This is a genomic window from Duganella flavida (assembly GCF_009857445.1).
GTDB lineage: Bacteria > Pseudomonadota > Gammaproteobacteria > Burkholderiales > Burkholderiaceae_D > Rugamonas > Rugamonas flavida.
On record NZ_WWCN01000021.1, the window covers coordinates 1 to 19,127 of the forward strand.

The window sequence follows — 19,127 nt, forward strand, 5'->3', positions numbered from 1 at the left end:
GAGGCATAGGGAACGACCTTTACGCCTGCTGAACGGATACGATGGCTAAATAATGCAAGAGATCGCAGAGTAGCGCGAGGGAGAAATTCGTACTGTTGACAGTGGCCGGCTAATGGGTGACCCACTCTGTTTGACCCATCAACTTTACATTGTGTCGCTTCAGCGCTTGGGTGCTCGTGCGATAGTCGGGTCAATGAAAAATGCAAATCATGGCCTCGGTACGGATCAAAATCACATGCAAATCAACACACACGGACTACAATTAGAACGTGTACTTTTACAAAATCAGATCTATGGAACACATTGGCATATTTCTTCCCGCGCTTATGGGCTTCTTACCCATCGCGACCATATTGTGCTTGGGTTTGTTACTTCCACGCACAGAGCATCGAAAATCCTGCAATCCAATAAATAGGGTCTTACTGTTGGCCAAGTATTCCTGTCGTGAGTACGACATGGGACCGAGCGCAGTGCGGTGGCGTGAATTCTTCAACTGGGGAATTCATGCATCCATGGGAATGGGGATAGGGATTACTAGCTATTTCCTCGCGCAAATGGGAGTATTTCCAGTCTTCAGTTACATAATATGTGCGTTTGGGGGAATCATAATACCGGTGCTATGCGCCATTAAATACTACAACGTAGCGATAAAGTGCTCTGCAAATGAGTTAAAACGCTCCCAGCGCTTGATGACTAGACAAGTCCCGCAGCGCTCTGACGGAAGCATCCGTAGATTTGTTACACACCGTCTGTAAGTCTAATTTCTGGAGACATCCTCCCCACATCATTTAGTAGAGCGCACAAATCTATTTAGATGACACTGACCGTCGCATTGTTTTATCGCACTCTGTGAAAGTAAAAGGCTAAACTTTTCTTTGCACCGTCCCGAAGCGGTCATTGTCAGATTGCGCGCCTGTTAATTTATCGGAAGCTGTGCCGCCGATCTCGGCATAGGGTTCATAAGCCATCGCAAAAACGGCTGGCAGGCAGGCAAAGACGATTATGTTGTTCGATACTACAGAAGATCGCTTCGGCATCGGTATCGCCGCACTGGTACGTAGAAACCTGCACGCGTTTGATCTGGATCGATATCTGCGCATGCGGACACTGCGCAGGTTATACGGCAGCGGATAAACTGCTCAGTACGAAAACGCGATTCAAGCTTAGACCAGCGAATCGCTGCTGCGAAGCCATCATGGATGCGGGGAGAACTCAACCATGTCAGACAACAATCCAATTACTTCAAGTATGGTAAACGGTATGGTAGAGCGTCGGACCACGACGCGGCGTGCCACTGACCTAGCGCAAATCAAGATGCTGCATCTGGGCGAAGTCATGCAGATGTGCGCCATCGGCAGAACCAGTGTCTACGACGGTGTGAACCGCGGCGACTTCCCCTCCCCCGTTCAACTGCTCACGCGCGCGCCGCGCTGGGTCAACCACGACATCCAGCGCTGGCTGGCGCTGCACATCAGCGCGTCCCGGCGCGATTGATCTGCTCATTGGATAAAAAACCACGCTGACAGCCGGCACGCCTGCGCAGCTTCAGTCCGCCAATATCCGCCTTATTCCGCCACGGTTTTTCGTACTTTTTTCGTACTGTAGGCTAAACGCCCAAAGCAAAAAGCCCACGCATCTGCGTAGGCCTTTGATTTTACTGCGAATTCTGGTGGGAAGTGCAAGTTTCGAACTTGCGACCCCTGCAGTGTGAATGCAGTGCTCTACCCCTGAGCTAACCTCCCGTTGAGTGCGAGCATTATAGAACTTGCCCGCACGAAGTGCAAGTGCCGATTAGGCGCCTTCCTGCGGCTCAGGGGGATTCAGCGAGGCGCTCCAGATGCACTGGCCCTTCACAGCCTTGTCCAAGCCCGCCAGCGTGTCCACGTGCGCGGCCAGTTCGTCAGCCGAGGCCGGCACGAAGATGACCTCGGCCATTGCCACCGGTTCCAGCATGTCACCGACGTTAACCACTTCCTCTTCCACATCCATGCCCAGGCTGTTCTGCCCGCGCGTCATGGCCAGGTAGACGTCGGCCAGCAGCTCCGCATCCAGCAGCGCGCCGTGCAGTTTGCGGTGCGAGTTGGAGATGCCGTAGCGGTCGCACAGCGCATCCAGCGAGTTACGCTTGCCCGGATGGAGTTCCTTGGCCTGCACCAGCGTGTCGATCACACCGCCTATGTGGGTCGTGAAATCCGGCAGATTCAGCAGCTTGAACTCGTGATTCAGGAACCCAAGGTCGAACGGCGCGTTATGGATGATGACCTCGGCGCCCTGGATGTACTCGCGCAGCTGTTCAACGATCTCGCGGAACTTCGGCTTATCGCTCAGGAATTCGGTGGTCAAACCGTGGACGTTCAGCGCGCCCTCTTCCGACTCGCGTTCCGGATTAATGTAGAAGTGGAGATTATTCCCCGTCAGCATGCGGTTGTTCAGTTCAACGCAGCCGATTTCCAGGATGCGGTTGCCCAGCTTGGGGTTGATACCGGTAGTTTCAGTATCGAGTACGATTTGGCGCATAGTGTTCCGTTATTAATTGCAGAGCGCAGTATATCAGCGGCCGCGCGCCACTTCCACGCCGCGGTTGGCCAGCATGTCGGCCCGCTCGTTGCCAGGATGGCCATTGTGGCCGCGCACCCAGCGCCATTCGACGGTGTGCATTTGCTGCGCTGCGTCGAGCGCCTTCCACAGGTCTTCGTTCTTGACCGGCTCCTTGGACGCGGTTTTCCAGCCGCGCGCCTTCCAGCCGTGGATCCATTCACTGATGCCTTTTTGAACATACTGGCTATCGGTGTGCAGCACCACCGTGCACGGACGCTTCAAAATGGTCAGCGCCTCGATCACGGCTTGCAGCTCCATGCGATTATTGGTGGTATCACGCGCGCCGCCGCAGATTTCCTTCTCGGCGCCCTCGGCCACCAGCAATGCGCCCCAGCCGCCCAGGCCGGGATTACCCTTGCATGCGCCGTCGGTAAAAATTTCAACCTTATCCATCCTGCTGCTCTCTTCTTTTGTTTGTTACCGGCACCCCGACTGGGGCAGCCGCTGCTTTCCTGGTCCATGCCGGACCGATCATGCGCATGCCTTTCACGCGCTTGACCGCTTGTATGATGTAGACGCCGCCAAAGTACGGCCACCAGCGCGACCCGGCATTATCCATGAAGGTGTAGCGATGCAGCCACTTTTCTGTGCGGCAGGCCGGCGCGTAGCAGCCGAAATGACTTTGGCTGGCGCTCATATTCAATAATTTTAACCAGTCTTTCATGCGTGGCATAGAGATCAACTCTTCGGTACGCGGCAGGAACGAGGTGCCGCCGACGCGCCGCAACACGTGGCGCGCGCCCCACAAGCTGGCCGGATTGAAACCGCAGATAACGACCTGGCCTTCCGGGATCAGTACGCGCTCCACTTCGCGCAGCACCTGGTGCGGATCGGTAGAAAATTCCAGCACGTGCGGCAGCACGATCAGGTCCACGCTTTGCGATGCGAATGGCAGTTCGGTGTAGTCGAGCGTGACATCAACGCTACGCTGGCCATCGCGGCCCGTGCGCGGTTTGCGATCCGCCAGCAATTTGTAAGGCATGCGGCTGGCGGCCAGTGCATCAATTTCAGGCATGCCGATCTGCACCGCGTTAAAGCCAAAGATATCGGCTGTTAAATTATCGAGACAGCTTTGTTCCCACGCACGCATGTACACACCTGCGGGCGTTTGCAGCCAGCCTTCCAACGCTATAATGGATTTCTCCGACCCCGCCTTATCCATGCTTAGCCTTTAGCGATCCAATGACCATATCTTCTACTCAAGCTCTCAGTGTTTTAACGGTACCGGCATTCCGCGACAATTACCTGTGGTTGATACATGATGGCACCCACGCCGCAGCGGTCGATCCCGGCGACGCCAAACCCATCCTGGCAGCGCTGGCAGCAAACGGACTTAAGCTCACCGCCATTCTACTCACCCATCATCACGCTGACCATATCGGCGGCGTTCCTGAATTATTACAGCATTATCAAGTTCCTGTTTTCGGTCCGCGCAACGAGACGATTGCTGCGGTCACTTTGCCGGTCGGCGAAGGCAAAACCATCGAGGTGCCGGGACTGGGGCTGAAACTGAATGTGCTGGATGTACCGGGCCACACCATGGGCCATATCGCTTACGTGCGCGAACCGGTGGATCAGCAGCCGACCTGGCTGTTCTGTGGCGATACGCTGTTCGCAGGCGGCTGCGGCCGTCTGTTTGAAGGCACGCCGGCGCAGATGATCAGCTCACTTGGTAAGCTGGCAGCGCTGCCGGACGACACGCAAGTATTTTGTGCGCACGAATACACGCTGTCCAACCTGCGCTTCGCGCGCGTGGTCGATCCGGACAATGTGGCACTGCAGGAGCGTGTGAAGGTGGAGACGGACAAACGCGAGCACGATGTACCGACCGTGCCGTCGACCATCGCGGTGGAGAAGGCAACCAATCCGTTCCTGCGTTACCGCGAACCGGCGATTGCGGAGCAACTGGTGAAGGCCGGGCGTCTCGATCGCATCGACACGCCGTTGGCGACCTTCACCGCGCTGCGCTTGTGGAAGAACGACTTTTAAGAGTTAGATTTCTTCGTACAGCGGGAGCGTCAGGAATTCTTCAAACGCTTCCGAGGTCGACATCTCTTCAAAGATTTGCGCTGCGCGTGGGTAGGCCGGGGTGTTGCCGTCCGGCGCAGTGACCTGCACTTTTGCCAGCTCTTCCGGAATCATCGCGCGCACCATGTCGGCGGTCACTTTGCGGCCATCGTCCAGCACGCCCTTGGTCGACCGGATCCACTGCCACACTTGCGAACGGCTGATTTCGGCGGTGGCCGCATCTTCCATCAGGTTGTGGATCGGCACGCAGCCGTTACCGTTCAGCCAGCTGCCCAGGTAGTGGATGCCAACGTTGATGTTGTAGCGCAGGCCGGCTTCGGTAATCGGGGTCTCTGGTTTGAAGTCCAGCAGCTGCTCGGCGTGCACTTCCACGTCCAGACGTTGCTTGTCGATCTGGTTAGGCTTATCGCCCAGCACTTTCTTGAACTCGGCCATGGCCAGGTCCACCAGGCCTGGGTGGGCCACCCAGCCGCCGTCGTAGCCGTCGGTGGCATCACGCGCTTTGTCATTGCGGACACCGCCCATGGCGATGTCATTCTTTTCCGGATCGTTTTTGATCGGGATCAGCGCAGCCATGCCGCCGATGGCCGGAGCGTTGCGCTTGTGGCAGGTTTTCAGCAGCAGCAGAGCGTAAGAGCGCATGAACGGCGCGGTCATGGTGACCTTGGCGCGGTCGGCCAGGCAGAAATCCTTGTCCAGCTTGAACTTCTTGATGCACGAGAAGATGTAATCCCAGCGGCCGGCGTTCAGGCCCGAGCTGTGTTCGCGCAGTTCGTACAGGATTTCGTCCATTTCGAATGCCGCCAGGATAGTTTCGATCAGCACGGTGGCCTTGATGGTGCCTTGCGGCAGGCCCAGCTCGTTCTGGGTCATGACGAAAATGTCATTCCACAGGCGCGCCTCAATGTGCGATTCCATTTTCGGCAGGTAGAAGAAGGGACCGGCGCCGCGCGCGATCTGCTCTTTGGCGTTGTGGAACATGAACAGCGCAAAGTCGAAGATGCCGCCCGAGATGCGCTTACCGTCCACCAGCACGTGTTTTTCATCCAGGTGCCAGCCGCGTGGACGCACCACCAGGGTGGCGGTCTTTTCGTTCAGCTTGTACGACTTGCCATTCTGTTCCAGCGAAATGGTGCCGCGCACCGCGTCCTTCATGTTGATCTGGCCGGTGATCTGGTTATCCCAGTTCGGCGAGTTCGAATCTTCGAAGTCGGTCATGTAGCTGTCCGCGCCCGAGTTCAGGGCGTTGATGACCATTTTGCGCTCGACCGGGCCGGTGATTTCCACACGGCGGCATTCCAGCGCTTTCGGGATGGGTGCGATTTTCCAGTCGCCGTTACGGATGTGGGCAGTGTCAGCCAGGAAGTCCGGGCGCTCGCCGGCGTCCAGGCGCTTGGCGCGGTCCACGCGCACGGCCAGCAGTTGCTGGCGGCGCGCTTCAAATTCGCGGCTCAGCTTGGCCACCAGTGCCAGCGCTTCCGGCACCAGGATGTTTTCGTAGCCCGGCTTGATCTCGCCGGTAATTTGCATGCCTGCTGGCAAAGTGATGGTGGACTGCGTCATGAGTGGACTCCGTAAAAAAATGTCAACGAATCAGCTAATTATATGCTTGTTGCGGTGCAGTGTTTTTAGTGTGTCGGCTCAGTTACGTGCCGAATTGTTTTACAGTATATTCACTCGTTAGTTATGCAAACAAGACTAAAAATCACTTCATCTATGCGTTTTTGTAAAAAGTGACGGGGACAGGTATTCATGGGGCAATTCAGGCAGATTTCTACTTTTGTTGAGGTGGTGGCGAGGGGCTCACTCTCGGCGGCAGCCCGCGCCGAGGGCATAGCACCTGCCATGATAGGGCGGCGACTGGACGCGCTGGAGGCGCGTCTCGGGGTCAAGCTGCTGCAACGCACCACGCGCAAGCTGGCCCTCACCGACGAGGGCGCAGCCTTCCTTGAGGACTGCCAGCGCATCCTCGCCGAGCTCGAAGAAGCAGAATCGGCGGTATCAGAACGTAGCGCGCACGCCACAGGTCACCTGATGATTTCGGCGCCGGCAGGGTTTGGCCGCCAGCACGTGGCGCCAGTGCTGCCCTCTTTCCTGTCCGAACACCGCGACGTCACCGTTACACTTAACATGAGCGACCGCGTGGTCGACATCGTCGGCGAAGGTATTGATGTGGCGATTCGTATCGCCAGCCTGTCCGATTCCAGCCTGGTCAGCGTCAAGCTGGCTGATAACGAGCGTGTGGTGGTGGGCTCACCCGCCTATCTCAAGCGCTACGGCAAGCCGGAAACGCTGGCCGACCTGACCAAGCACAACTGTCTGGCGATCAGCAGCGAAGGCAGCCAACGGGGCTGGACCTTCCGCGAAGGCGGCAAGAACGTGGTACTGAAGGTGAATGGCAACATGGCCTGCAATGACGGCCAGGTGCTGCACGAGTGGGCGCTGGCCGGCAAGGGGCTGGCGTGGCGTTCGATGTGGGAAGTGGGTAGCGCGATTGAGGCAGGCAAATTGCAAACCGTGCTGGACGGCTATTCGGCGCCGGGCAACGATATCTACGCGGTGTTTGCGCAGCGCCGCCACCTGCCGCTGCGGGTGCGCGCCTTTGTGGACTTCTTGCGCCACACTTACGCCCAGCCTGACTACTGGCGCAAGCCTGCAAAGTGAACAGCCAAAAAAAAATCCTCGGATTCCGAGGATTTCTTGATCGTTAGACCCAGCGTATTAGATAGGCTGAATGTTCGAAGCTTGCTTGCCTTTAGGGCCGGCGGTTACTTCGAAAGAAACGCGTTGGTTCTCTTGCAGGGATTTGAAGCCTGCGGTTTGAATCGCCGAGAAGTGAGCGAACAGATCTTCGCCGCCTTCATCAGGGGTGATGAAGCCAAAACCCTTCGAATCATTGAACCATTTTACGATACCAGTTGCCATTACAATTCCTATTTCAGTTAATTTGGGCTTGCGCCCGTGATATCGTTTTTGAGGCAAGAAAGAACAAACTGCACTACTCTTGAATCTAAACGATCCCGCATTATACCCATTTACGAGAGAAAAGCACGTTTTCGTCAAAATAAATGCAAAGCGTCGCATTTTTTGGTAGAAACACCTCGCAACCGGGTGTATGTGTCATGGTAGACAACAAAATAACGCAAGCTTTGAGCTAGATCAATCGTAATGGCTTGCTTTGGCGTCTTGAGCGGCCCAGTGTAGCAATTTTTCCACTTCCGGCACCACCGGCGCCCAGCCGGTCTGCGTGGTCAGCACCCCGCGCACCATCTGTTCGATGCGGCGCGATTCCTGGCCGAATACCATGAAGCCGAAGGTGCCGGCCGATCCTGCCACGCCGTGCAGCACTTCATGCAGCTGGTGCAGCGCGTCCTGCGACGGCAATTCGCCGCCGGCCACGCATGCCGCCAGCGCGGCACGGATTTTGTCGAGCGTACCCGGCACGGTGGCGGCGAACTTCTCGTTCAGCGCCGCCAACCGCGCGCGGAAGTCAGGATCGATCGGCGCCGCCATTATTTGGTGCCGAAGATGCGGTCGCCAGCGTCGCCCAGGCCAGGCACGATGTAAGCGTGGTCGTTCAGGTGGGAATCCAGCGAGGCGCAGTAGATTTTCACGCCTGGGTGGGATTTCTGGAATACTTCGATGCCTTCCGGCGCGGCCACCAGCGCCAGGAAGATGATCTGGTCGTCGGTCACGCCACGCTTTTTCAGCACGTCGACCGCGTGCACGGCCGAGTTGCCAGTGGCGACCATCGGGTCGCACAGGATGAAGGTGCGCTCGACGGTGTCGGGCAGGCGCACCAGATATTCCACCGGCTGGTGCGTTTCAGGATCGCGGAACACGCCGATGTGGCCGACGCGGGCCGATGGCACCAGGTCCAGCAGGCCGTCGCTCATGCCGATACCGGCGCGCAGGATAGGCACGATAGCCAGCTTGCGGCCGGCGATGACCGGCGCGTCGATGGTCATCAGCGGGGTTTCGATGGTGCGGGTAGTCAGCGGCAGGTCACGGGTGATCTCGTAACCCATCAGCAGCGTGATTTCCTTGAGCAGGTCGCGGAAGGTACGGGTCGACGTATCCTTGGCGCGCATGTGGCTCAGCTTGTGCTGGATCAGCGGATGGTCGGTGATAAACAGGTTAGGAAAACGCGGATCTTGTTTCATTAGTTTTGCTCATAATTAGGCGGTTATAGGCCGCATTATACTAGGCCTCCGGCCCCACAAACATCGCAACGGCCTCTTCCGCGATCTGCTCAAGGTCGGAGCCTTGGCCCGGCTTGTACCACAGCACCGTGTAGTTGACAGCGCCCATCAGCAGCAGGCGCGCAACAGCACTATCACTTTTCAGCAGGCCGGCGGCGGACAGTTCGTTGACCACGTCCTGCCACAGCTGGTCGTAACGGTCGCGCAGCACTTGCACACGGGCGCGCAACTCCGGCGTCAGGCGGCGCCAGTCGTACAGCAGCACGGGAATGAAGTCGTGGCCTTCGCCCAGCACAATTTCGAGATGGGCCCGCACTAATGCACGAAATTTGGCGCGCGGCGGCAGCACGCTGGCGGCGATGGTTTCGGCAGCCGGCAGGCCGGCCACCAGTCCCTCTTCCATCACCGCCGCCAGGATCTCTTGCTTGCTCTTGAAGTGATAGAACGGGCTGCCGGAGCGCATGCCGACTGCTTCCGCGATGTCGCGCGTGGTGGTGCCGTCGAAGCCGCGCTCGCAGAACAGGCGTGCCGCCACCCGCACCACCTCGGCGCGACGGTTTTCTACCGGAACGATGGCCATCTTATTCGACCAGCGCCCGCGCTAAAATCGCCGCGCAATCCACGCCCGGCGGCAGGCGGCCATATGCACCGCCCGGTTCGCGCTTGAGGCGCGACGCCACGAAGGCCGACGATACGTACGCCGGTGCATGGCGCAACAGCAGCGCCGCCTGCACCGCCAGCACCACGCGCTCAGCCAGCACGCGGGCGCTGAATTCATCCGGCTGTTGCTGGACCAAGTCAGCCAGCAAGGTCGAACGGTAGGCGACAAAGAAGATGTCCGCGCTGCCGGCCAGCGCCAATTCCGCCGCCAAGGCATCGCGCGCTTCCGGCGATTTGGCGAAGGCGCGCAGCAGGTCCAGGCACATCACGTTGCCGGAGCCTTCCCAGATCGAATTGACTGGCAGCTCGCGGTAGAGCCGCGCCAGCGGGCTCTCTTCCACGTAGCCGCTGCCACCGACGACCTCCATCGCCTCCGCGCCAAAGCCCGGGCCGCGCTTGCAGACCCAGTACTTGGCAGCCGGCGTCAGCACCCGCGCCAGCACGGCTTGCACTGGATCGTTGATCTCGTCAAAGCAGCGCGCGAGGCGCATCGCCACGGCTGTGGCGGCCTCCGATTCCAGCGCCAGGTCGGCCAGCACGTTTTGCATCAGTGGCTGCTCGGCCAGCGGACGGCCAAACGCCACGCGGCGACGCGCGTGATGCAGTGCCTGCGTAAGCGCGGCGCGCATGGTGCCGGCGCTGCCCAGCACGCAGTCGAGCCGCGTGTAGCCGCCCATTTCCAGAATCGTCGGAATGCCGCGCCCCTGCTTGCCGATCAGCCAACCGTAAGCACCGGTGAACTCCACCTCCGACGACGCATTCGAACGGTTGCCGACCTTGTCCTTCAGCCGTTGTACGCGGATCGCATTACGCTCGCCGTTCGGCAGGTAGCGCGGCAGGAAGAAGCACGACAGGCCGGCGCTGCCCGCCTCATCGGTCTGCGCCAGAATCAGGTGCGCGTCGCTTTGCGGCGCCGAGAAGAACCACTTATGGCCGACGATGCGAAACACATCCTCGCCCTCCTCGCCGAACAAGGCGCGCGCTTCCGATGGCGGCACCGGCTCGGCACGGGTGGTGTTGGCGCGCACGTCGGAGCCACCCTGCTTCTCGGTCATGCCCATGCCGATGATGGCACCGCGCTTTTGCTCGACCGGCAGCGAGCGTGGATCGTAATCATTGGACAGAATTTTCGGCAGCCACTTGGCGGCGATGCGCGGCGCCTGCTTCAGCGCCGGGACCGATGCGTAGGTCATCGTCACCGGGCACTGCGAGCCGTTCTCCAGCTGGCCAAACATCAGGTAGCGCGCCGCCCGCGCCACTTGCGCGCCCGGCCCGCCCTGCCACGGTGAGGAATGCGTACCGTGGCCAATCAGCAGTCCCATCAGCTGGTGCCACGACGGATGGAACTCCACCTCATCGATGCGATGGCCTTCGCGGTCGTAATTGTGCAGCTTGGGCGTATGCAGATTGGCCAGCCGCGCCAGGTCCAGCGTCTCGGCCTTGCCCAGTTCCGCACCCAGCGCGTGCAGCGCGGCTGCCGCATCGCCCGCGCCCTCGCGCTGCAGGGCTTCCTGCAAGGCCGGATCGGCCGCATACAGGTTGATATTGCCCAGCGGCGCAACAGTATTGCGCACTTCGTGTGTATCGAAAGGCTGCATTTTGTCTCCGTTCAAAACGCTATTGTTGGTTTTCTTGAACAATGCTCAGACTAGACCAAACAACAACACGAAGCAAGCAGTTGCTTTGTACATTAAGCAATCATATGATAAGCGCATAACAAAATGGAGACAGCATGACCGATGCCTATATCTACGACGCCATCCGTACCCCGCGCGGCAAGGGAAAAAAGGATGGTAGCCTGCACAGCGTCAAGCCGATTTCCCTGCTGACCGGCCTGATGGGCGAGCTGCAGCAACGCCACCAGCTCGACACCGCGCTGGTCGATGACGTAGTGCTGGGCTGCGTGACGCCAATCGGCGAGCAAGGCGCAGACATCGCCAAGATCGCTGCGCTGGCCGCCGGCTGGGACTGGAAAGTAGCGGGCGTGCAGCTCAACCGCTTTTGCGCCTCTGGGCTGGAGGCCGTCAACCTGGCTGCGCAGAAAGTGCGCTCCGGCTGGGAAGACCTGGTGGTAGCGGGCGGCATCGAATCCATGTCGCGTGTTCCGATGGGCTCGGACGGCGGCGCCTGGACGCAAGATCCCGAGACCAGCCTGAAAACCGACTTCGTCCCGCAAGGAGTGGGCGCCGACCTGATCGCCACGCTGGACGGCTATCACCGCGAACAGCTGGACGCCTTCGCACTGCGCTCGCAGCACAAGGCGGCCGCCGCGCGCGCCGCCGGCCGCTTCCGCTCCGTGGTGCCGGTGCGCGACCAGAACGGCGTGACCATCCTTGCCGAAGACGAATTCATCAAGCCCGCCACCACCATGGAAGCGCTGGAAAACCTGCAACCCGCCTTCACCACGCTGGGCCAGATGGGCTTTGACTGCATCGCGCTGCGCAAATATCCGCAGCTGCAAAAGATCGAACACCTGCATACCGCCGGCAATTCCTCCGGCATTGTCGATGGCGCGACGCTGGCCCTGGTCGGCAGCAAGGCGGCCGGTGCGCGCATCGGCCTTGAGCCGCGCGCACGCATCATTGCCGCCGCCGTCACCGGCAGCGAGCCCACCATCATGCTGACCGGCCCTGCGCCGGCCGCGCGCAAGGCGCTGCAGAAAGCCGGCCTGTCGATCGACGACATCGACCTGTTTGAAGTAAATGAAGCTTTCGCCTCGGTGGTGCTGCGCTTCATGAAAGAACTGAACATCCCCGAAGACAAGGTCAACGTCAACGGCGGCGCCATCGCGCTTGGCCATCCGCTCGGCGCAACCGGCTGCATGCTGCTCGGCACCCTGCTCGACGAGCTGGAAGCACGCCGCCTGCGACGCGGCATGGTCACCATGTGCGTGGGCGGCGGCATGGGCATCGCCACCATTATCGAACGGCTATGAGCATGATCACCACCCACCAGAACAACGGCCAGATCACAGTGCTGCTGGCAGCCCGCAGCATCAATCCGCTGAGCCGCCTATTCCAGCGCGAGCTGGCCGCCCTGCTCGATCAACTGGAATCGCGTCGCGCCAAATTGGACGCCGTCATCATCAGCTTCGACGCCGACACCGTGGACCGCAGCCACGAGCTGGAACACCTGATGGCGCTAACCCGCGCGCAAGCACCAGACTGCATGCACATGCTGGACGCCTACAACACGCTGCTGCGCCGCTTGGAAGGCTTGGGCGTGCCGGTGATCGCCACCCTGGCTGGCGAGATCAGCAGCCACGCTTTCGGCCTCGCCCTGGCCTGCCATCGCCGCATCGCCCTGCAGGACGCATGTTTCAGCCTGCCGCAAGTATCGCTGGGACTGGCGCCGGTGGCTGGTGAAATCGCCCGCACCGTGCGTCTGGCTGGTCTGCAAGCGGCCATGCCACTGCTGCTGGACGGTGCAACGCTGTCGGCCGCGCAAGCCTTGCATGCAGGCCTGGTGCACGCTGTCGCCGGCGACGAAACGGAACTCGCGCAAAATGCCATGGACAAAGCCATTGCGATGCAACCGTGGGAAGCCAAAGCCTACCGCCTGCCCGGCGGCGGGCTCGACGCGGCGCCGGTACGTGCCCTGCTGTTGAGCGCACCGGCACTGCTGCGCCAGCGCGCCGGCGGCCCATCGCCAGCGGCTGAGGCAGTGCTGTGCGCAATGGTCGAAGGCATGCAAGTCGATTTTGAAAATGCACTACAAATTGAGAGCCGATATTTTTGTCAAACCGCCATCAATCCTGCGCAACGAAAAGGCAGTCTTTCACTCTGAAAAGCGGTTTTTTTGACGATCTAAAGAGATTTCTCAAAAAGTCGCCGTAATGTTGTCATTTTTCATGCAATTTGTTTCCCATCAGTGATACATTTCGTTATGGTTTTGCAAGATTCGCACCATACAATTGTTACACGCTTAGTTACTAAGTCCATTTACTAAGTCCATTTGAAAGAATAGATCTTCGCGATGCCAACCAGTGTTTCATCCCAGCCGCGTCATGAATTGGATAACCTCATGGAGGAGGCTGGCGATGTAGTTTTTCGCCTGAATCAGCTAGGCCAGCTGCTATTTGTCAGCCAACGCGCCACTGCCCGCATCGGCAGCGCGACGCCGCTGGTCGGCAGCGCCATCGCCAAACTGGTTGCTGACGGCGACCAGGCCCCGCTGGCCGCCGCGTTGGCGGAAATCAGCGAGTCGCATGCTTCCAAACTGGTGGAAGTGCGCATCAAAACTGCGGACATCGAAATCTGGCACGAGCTGCGGATCTCCACTTACGAGAACCAGCAAGGCGCGACGGAACTGCTGGTGGTCGGCCGCGACATGACCATGCAGCACGCCACCGAAGAACGCCTGCGCCATATGGCCACCCACGACGGTCTGACCGAACTGCCGAACCGCCTGCTGCTGTCGGACCGCATGCGCATGGTGATCGCCAATGCGCGCCGCTCCGGCCAAGGCTTCTCGGTCGCCACGGTGGGCCTGGACGGCTTCAAGAAAGTGAACGATGGCCTCGGCCACCCAATCGGCGACGCGATGCTGCGCATGGCCGCACAGCGCCTGCGCAAAACGCTGCGCGACAGCGACACGCTGGCCCGCGTCGGCGGCGATGAATTCGTCGCTATCTTGCCGGGCACCGCCACCGAGGCGCAAATCAAACTGGTGACCGGCCGTTTGATCGCCACGCTGCAGTCGCCGTTCGAAATTGACAACCACACGATTTATGTCGGCGCCTCGGTCGGCGTTTCGGTCTACCCGCAGCACGCGGAAGACGAAGTCCGCCTGCTGGCACTGGCCGATGCCGCCATGTCGCGCGCCAAGGAAACCGGCAAAGCGCGCGCCGTGGTCTACAACCCTTCGCTATCGGGCCCGCCGCAGCATGACATCTCGCTGGAAGCGGCGATGTTCCAGGCCGTGCGCGAAGGCGAGTTCCAGCTGTACTACCAGCCTATCGTGGACGCGCAAACGCGCGAGATCCAGGGCTTTGAAACGCTGATGCGCTGGAAGCACCCAACGCTCGGCATGGTGCCGCCGGCGCGCTTCATCCCAATCGCCGAGACCAACGGCCTGATTAACCTGCTCGGCGCATGGGCGCTGAAAGCGGCCTGCGTGCAGCTAAAACAATTTGAAGAAGTGGCCAAGCGCAGCCTGTACATCTCTGTTAATATCAGCCCGCGACAATTCCGCAACGATAAATTTTTGGATGTGCTGGACGACGCCATCGCGTTCTCCGGCCTACTTGGTGAGCAATTGGTTTTAGAAATCACAGAAGGCACACTGATGATCGATCCAGTGCATGCCGAGTCTATCCTGTCCAAAATGGCCGAACGTAACGCGCGTATCGCGATTGACGATTTCGGCACCGGCTACTCATCGCTGGCCTATCTCAAACGCTTCCCGATCTCGGTACTGAAAATCGACCGTACCTTTATCCGCGACCTTCCCGGCTCGCAAAAGGATGGCGCGATCTGCAATGCAGTGCTGGACCTGGCCAAGCACCTCGATCTGTCGGTGGTGGCGGAAGGCGTGGAAACCGAAGAGCAGCTGCAGTACCTCGAACAGCGCGGCTGCCAGTACATCCAGGGCTACCTCACCGGCAAGCCAATGGCGGCCAACGTCGCACTGGCGGCGCTCAAGGAAAGCATCCACGCCAAGATGGTGCCGGCAGACCTTCGACAGGTGGTGCAATGATCGGCAGCTACAAGGCCGCTACCCCACTCGGTAACAAAACGCTGTCCGAGCTTGGCGACTGCACGCGCCGCCGCGGCGACATGCCGGGCTTCGCCAAGGCCATCACCGCCATCCTCGGCGCCATGCGCGGCGAGGATGAGCAAGAATTCAACATGACGCGCACCGTACTGTCCGATCCGGTCTTGACGCAGAAGGTTCTGCGGCTGGCCAACAGCGGCATGTACTCGGCCTTTGGCCAGCATGTGAATACCGTATCGAAAGCGGTGCTGGTATTGGGCACGGAAGCCATCGGCCATCTGGCGCTCGGCCTGAAACTGATTGAAGAACTGGCCGCCACATCGACCGACACCACCGTCGCCCACATCGAAATGGAGAAGGCAGTGCTGGCCGGGATTGTGGCGCAGCAGATCGCCTTTACCGCCGAAAGCCGTCATGGCGAAGAAGCCGTGGTGTGCTCGATGCTGCACACGCTGGGCCGTATGATGCTGACCTTTTACATGCCGGAGCGCTGGCATGAGCTGCAGCGCCTTGCCGATGAATCGGAACGCTCGGTGGAGGATACCGCGCCGGAACTGCTCGGCCTCTCACTGGAAGAAGTCGGCCACGCCGCCGCGCTGCACTGGGGCTTGCCGTCGTCGCTGGTGAGCGGTATGCGTACCATGGTGCCGCCCGAGCCAGAGGCCGAGGTAACGCCATCCGACTGGATCGCCGGCCTGTCCACCATGTCCGCGCTGTGCGCGGAATCGCTGTGGCATGACGACGCCGCCGGCGCAGAAAAAGTAAAGCAGCTGGCCGAGAGCTACGCCGGCATGCTGGGCGTGGAAGCGACGAACCTGATAAACGCCATCGAGCAAGCCAAGGTGGTGGCAGCCAATGACCTGACTATCGCGCCGCTGTCGCGCCCTGCCGAACGCCGTGCCAAGGCGCTGGCCAAAACGCGCCAGCGCGCTGCCGGCAACAAGATACTGCTCAGTGGCCTGGCCGACATGCGCGATGTAATCGATACCGCCAGCCCGGGCCAGATGGTGCAGATCGCACTGGAGACGGTGTACAAGGGACTGGACTTCTCGCGCGCCGTGGCTTTCGTCCGCAACCGCAAGGACGCCACCTACTCGGCCAAAATCAGCTTCGGCGAAGGCACGCGAGAGCTGCTGCCTGCCATGACTTTCGACGATGCCTATGAACCTAATGTGTTCCACGCTGCGCTCAATAGCGACCGTGTGATCTTCATCGAGAATGCGCGCGACGCCAAGTTCGCAGCCAAGTTGCCGCTGTGGTGGAAGTCGTCGCTAGCGGAAGCGCGCAGCTTTGTGATCTTGCCGTTGTCGGCCAATGGCCAGCCGGCCGGTTTCCTGTACGGCGACTGGGACGATTCCTTCCCACCGATTTCACTGAGCGCCACCGAGTTCTCGCTGCTGAACGATATGCGCGCGATGGTGGTACGCGCTGTGGAACGCCGCCACGGCATTGCGCCAGAAGCAGTCACCCGCTAATCAATACCCATCGCGCTGCTGCCAGCGGAACGACAGCATGGCAGCCAACGCGGACAAAACCACCAGCGCCGAGGCCACGTAGTACACCGTCTCGGCGCCCGCCCGCTCCCACCACTGCGCCAAAAACAGCCCGCCCAGCGAGCCACCAATACCGTACGAGATGCTCATGTACAGTGCCTGCCCGCGCGCCTGCAACGGCCCGGAGAACCAGCGCTGCAAGGACATCACAGACGACGAGTGATGCAGCGCGAAAGTCGCCGCATGCATCAGCTGCGCCGCCACCAGTAGCCACAGCATGTGCGAGCCGAAGCCGATCATCAGGAAGCGCACCACAGCGATGCCCAGCGCCAGATACATCATGCGCATCGCACCCCAGCGCTTGAATAGTGGCGCCTGGAAGTAAAACAGCAGCACCTCGGCCAGCACGCCCAACGACCACATGGCGCCGATCACGGTTTTGCTGTAGCCGCTGCGCTCCAGATACAGCGAGTAAAAAGTGTAGAGCGAGGTATGCGCCGACACCATCAAGGCGGTAGACAGGAAGAAGGCAATCACCTCGCGCCGACGCAGGAGCGACAGCAACGGCGGTGGCGCCGTCTTGTGTGTACGGCGCGGCACGTCGCGCAAGCGGAATGCCGCGGCAATCGTCGCCACCAGCAGCGCAGCCGCCACCCACGGTAGCGTGATGATGCCGTAATGTTCAAGCGCGATGGAAGCCAGCGTCACCGAGACGATGAAGCCGATCGAGCCCCACATGCGGATGCGGCCATAGTACGTAAGGTCGCCCTTCATCTCGGACAGCATCAGCGCCTCGCAAATCGGCGCCTGCCCACTGGTGAACAGGTTAAGCACGATCATGGCCAGCATGAAGTGGCCGAAGTTGTCGCCGATGAAGAAGCCCGAAAATCCTACCAGCGCCGCAAAGCCGGCCATGCGCAGCACCAGCACGCGGCGGTCGTAGTGATCGGCCACGTAGCCCCACACATTGGGGCCGACGATGCGCAGCACCTGGATCATCGACATCAGCACGCCGATCTGCGCGACGGTCATGCCTTTATCGGCAAAGAACAGCGTCGCGTAGGTGCTCCAGGTGCCGGCGTGTGCGTAGTAGCAGAAGAGGAATAAGGCGAAGCTGAACGCTTGCGCGGGCACTACTTACAACTCAATGTTAGGCGTCGACACCTTGACGTCACCGCACTGCGCGCGGTGCATCAGCGCGTGATCGATCAGCACTAGTGCGAGCATCGCTTCCGCGATCGGCGTAGCGCGGATGCCCACGCACGGATCGTGGCGACCGAAGGTTTCCACCATCACCGGATTGCCGGCCTTGTCGATCGATGGACGCGGCGTGCGGATCGAGGACGTCGGTTTAATCGCGATCGACACCGTGATGTCCTGGCCAGTGGACAGGCCACCCAGCACGCCGCCAGCGTTGTTGCCGACGAAGCCCTGTGGCGTCAGCGGGTCGCCGTGCTCAGTACCCTTCTGCACGATGGATTTGAAACCGGCGCCAATTTCCACGCCCTTGACAGCGTTAATCCCCATCATGGCGTAGGCAATATCGGCATCCAGCTTGTCGTAAATCGGCTGACCGAGGCCGACCGGGATATTCTGCGCCACTACGTCGATGCGGGCGCCGATGGAGTCGCCAGCCTTGCGCAGCTCGTCCATATAGGTTTCCATGCTGGCGATCACGCCGGCGTCGCCGGTCGCGGCGAAGAACGGGTTATCCTGCACGTGCTTCCAATCCTCAAACGGCACCACGATGTCGCCGAGCTGGCTCATGCAGCCTTTGAACACCGTGCCGTACTGCTGGTGCAGCCACTTCTTGGCAATTGCCGCCGCGCCGACCACTGGCGCCGTCAAACGGGCCGAGGAACGGCCGCCGCCGCGTGGGTCGCGTACGCCATACTTGTGCCAGTAGGTGTAGTCTGCATGGCCGGGACGGAAGCTTTCAGCGATGTTGCCGTAATCTTTGCTACGCTGGTCTTCATTGCGGATCAACAGCGCGATTGGGGTGCCGGTGGTGACGCCCTCATACACGCCGGACAGGATTTCCACCGTGTCCGACTCCTGGCGCTGGGTCACGTGGCGCGACGTACCCGGTTTGCGACGGTCCAGTTCCGGCTGAATGTCCGCTTCCGACAACGGTAGTCCCGGTGGGCAACCATCGATCACACAACCAATCGCGGGACCATGCGACTCACCAAACGTAGTAACGGAGAACAATTTGCCAAAAGTATTACCGGACATAGGAAAAGAATCTTCGGAAAAAAGTGGAAAAGTCCCCCATTCTACCAGCCAGCGCCCCGTGGCGTCCCGTTCACACAATAATTTCCAAAAGGCAAGTTACGCTTGGTAAAATATAATTATTTTGATACAAATATGGTGCAATGAGTACAAGGGCACACACGCTTCTGCTGAAAGCCATGGAAAACTGCATTCTTTT

The 19,127-nt window shown here is 59.9% G+C and carries 19 protein-coding genes and 1 tRNA gene; 7 read left to right on the forward strand and 13 right to left on the reverse strand.

What is annotated here, in order from left to right; translation table 11 throughout:
• Window positions 1–863 precede the first annotated feature (863 nt).
• On the reverse strand, window positions 864–1,037 hold the full coding sequence (locus GTP46_RS25375; RefSeq protein ID WP_161009418.1) for a hypothetical protein: 174 nt from the start codon (window positions 1,035–1,037) through the stop codon (window positions 864–866).
• Window positions 1,038–1,260: 223 nt separating this feature from the next.
• Here GTP46_RS25375 and GTP46_RS25380 point away from each other — a divergent pair, with 223 nt between their 5' ends.
• The gene (locus GTP46_RS25380; RefSeq protein WP_161009419.1) at window positions 1,261–1,494 is read left to right on the forward strand and encodes a helix-turn-helix transcriptional regulator; all 234 of its coding nucleotides are present in this window, start codon (window positions 1,261–1,263) and stop codon (window positions 1,492–1,494) included.
• A 173-nt stretch (window positions 1,495–1,667) separates the two neighbouring features.
• Here GTP46_RS25380 and GTP46_RS25385 read toward each other — a convergent pair.
• From GTP46_RS25385 to GTP46_RS25400, 4 genes are all read right to left on the reverse strand, one after another.
• Window positions 1,668–1,742 (reverse strand) — tRNA-Val (locus GTP46_RS25385).
• Window positions 1,743–1,791: 49 nt separating this feature from the next.
• Window positions 1,792–2,517, reverse strand: a complete 726-nt coding sequence (gene dnaQ / locus GTP46_RS25390) for a DNA polymerase III subunit epsilon (RefSeq protein ID WP_161009420.1) — start codon at window positions 2,515–2,517, stop codon at window positions 1,792–1,794.
• A gap of 33 nt (window positions 2,518–2,550) precedes the next feature.
• Window positions 2,551–2,991 carry a ribonuclease HI gene (gene rnhA, locus GTP46_RS25395; RefSeq protein ID WP_161009421.1) on the reverse strand — a complete coding sequence of 147 codons (441 nt, stop codon included), beginning with the start codon at window positions 2,989–2,991 and terminating at the stop codon, window positions 2,551–2,553.
• Window positions 2,984–3,760: a class I SAM-dependent methyltransferase gene (locus GTP46_RS25400; protein WP_161009422.1), complete on the reverse strand. Its 777-nt coding sequence runs from the start codon at window positions 3,758–3,760 to the stop codon at window positions 2,984–2,986. The genes rnhA and GTP46_RS25400 overlap by 8 nt, the downstream gene beginning before the upstream one ends.
• Before the next feature lie 20 nt (window positions 3,761–3,780).
• On the opposite strand from GTP46_RS25400, the gene gloB reads away from it, so the two are divergent.
• Window positions 3,781–4,587, forward strand: coding sequence for a hydroxyacylglutathione hydrolase (gene gloB / locus GTP46_RS25405; RefSeq protein ID WP_161009423.1), 807 nt, complete (start codon window positions 3,781–3,783; stop codon window positions 4,585–4,587).
• A gap of 3 nt (window positions 4,588–4,590) precedes the next feature.
• On the opposite strand, the gene aceB is transcribed toward gloB, so the two are convergent.
• Window positions 4,591–6,189 carry a malate synthase A gene (gene aceB, locus GTP46_RS25410; protein WP_161009424.1) on the reverse strand — a complete coding sequence of 533 codons (1,599 nt, stop codon included), beginning with the start codon at window positions 6,187–6,189 and terminating at the stop codon, window positions 4,591–4,593.
• A gap of 189 nt (window positions 6,190–6,378) precedes the next feature.
• Between aceB and GTP46_RS25415 the strand changes: the two genes are divergently transcribed.
• Entirely contained in the window at window positions 6,379–7,290 is a 912-nt protein-coding gene (locus GTP46_RS25415) for a LysR family transcriptional regulator (RefSeq protein ID WP_161009425.1), read from the forward strand.
• A gap of 57 nt (window positions 7,291–7,347) precedes the next feature.
• On the opposite strand, the gene GTP46_RS25420 is transcribed toward GTP46_RS25415, so the two are convergent.
• The 5 genes from GTP46_RS25420 to GTP46_RS25440 all read right to left on the reverse strand — a co-directional run bounded on the left by GTP46_RS25420 (window position 7,348) and on the right by GTP46_RS25440 (window position 11,086).
• Window positions 7,348–7,551, reverse strand: coding sequence for a cold-shock protein (locus GTP46_RS25420; RefSeq protein ID WP_092270403.1), 204 nt, complete (start codon window positions 7,549–7,551; stop codon window positions 7,348–7,350).
• Between the two features lie 234 nt (window positions 7,552–7,785).
• Complete coding sequence (locus GTP46_RS25425) at window positions 7,786–8,139, reverse strand: Hpt domain-containing protein (protein WP_161009426.1); 354 nt, start codon at window positions 8,137–8,139, stop codon at window positions 7,786–7,788.
• Window positions 8,139–8,789 (reverse strand): uracil phosphoribosyltransferase, encoded by a 651-nt coding sequence (upp, locus tag GTP46_RS25430; RefSeq protein WP_161009427.1) that lies wholly within the window; start codon window positions 8,787–8,789, stop codon window positions 8,139–8,141. The genes GTP46_RS25425 and upp overlap by 1 nt, the downstream gene beginning before the upstream one ends.
• A 40-nt stretch (window positions 8,790–8,829) precedes the next feature.
• The gene (locus GTP46_RS25435) at window positions 8,830–9,408 is read right to left on the reverse strand and encodes a TetR/AcrR family transcriptional regulator (protein ID WP_161009428.1); all 579 of its coding nucleotides are present in this window, start codon (window positions 9,406–9,408) and stop codon (window positions 8,830–8,832) included.
• Between the two features lies 1 nt (window position 9,409).
• Entirely contained in the window at window positions 9,410–11,086 is a 1,677-nt protein-coding gene (locus GTP46_RS25440) for an isovaleryl-CoA dehydrogenase (protein ID WP_161009429.1), read from the reverse strand.
• Window positions 11,087–11,220: 134 nt separating this feature from the next.
• Here GTP46_RS25440 and GTP46_RS25445 point away from each other — a divergent pair, with 134 nt between their 5' ends.
• The 4 genes from GTP46_RS25445 (at window position 11,221) to GTP46_RS25460 (ending at window position 16,678) form a co-directional block, all read left to right on the forward strand.
• Window positions 11,221–12,423 carry an acetyl-CoA C-acetyltransferase gene (locus GTP46_RS25445; protein ID WP_161009430.1) on the forward strand — a complete coding sequence of 401 codons (1,203 nt, stop codon included), beginning with the start codon at window positions 11,221–11,223 and terminating at the stop codon, window positions 12,421–12,423.
• A complete protein-coding gene (locus tag GTP46_RS25450) occupies window positions 12,420–13,274 on the forward strand; it encodes an enoyl-CoA hydratase/isomerase family protein (protein ID WP_229259096.1) in 855 nt (284 codons plus the stop codon). Before GTP46_RS25445 ends, GTP46_RS25450 begins: the two co-directional genes overlap by 4 nt.
• Before the next feature lie 237 nt (window positions 13,275–13,511).
• A complete protein-coding gene (locus tag GTP46_RS25455; protein WP_161009431.1) occupies window positions 13,512–15,185 on the forward strand; it encodes a putative bifunctional diguanylate cyclase/phosphodiesterase in 1,674 nt (557 codons plus the stop codon).
• A complete protein-coding gene (locus GTP46_RS25460; protein ID WP_161009432.1) occupies window positions 15,182–16,678 on the forward strand; it encodes an HDOD domain-containing protein in 1,497 nt (498 codons plus the stop codon). Before GTP46_RS25455 ends, GTP46_RS25460 begins: the two co-directional genes overlap by 4 nt.
• On the opposite strand, the gene GTP46_RS25465 is transcribed toward GTP46_RS25460, so the two are convergent.
• Together GTP46_RS25465 and aroC are read right to left on the reverse strand one after the other, a co-directional pair.
• Window positions 16,679–17,830, reverse strand: a complete 1,152-nt coding sequence (locus GTP46_RS25465) for an MFS transporter (RefSeq protein WP_161009433.1) — start codon at window positions 17,828–17,830, stop codon at window positions 16,679–16,681.
• Between the two features lie 3 nt (window positions 17,831–17,833).
• The gene (gene aroC / locus GTP46_RS25470) at window positions 17,834–18,931 is read right to left on the reverse strand and encodes a chorismate synthase (RefSeq protein WP_161009434.1); all 1,098 of its coding nucleotides are present in this window, start codon (window positions 18,929–18,931) and stop codon (window positions 17,834–17,836) included.
• Between the last annotated feature and the right edge of the window lie 196 nt (window positions 18,932–19,127).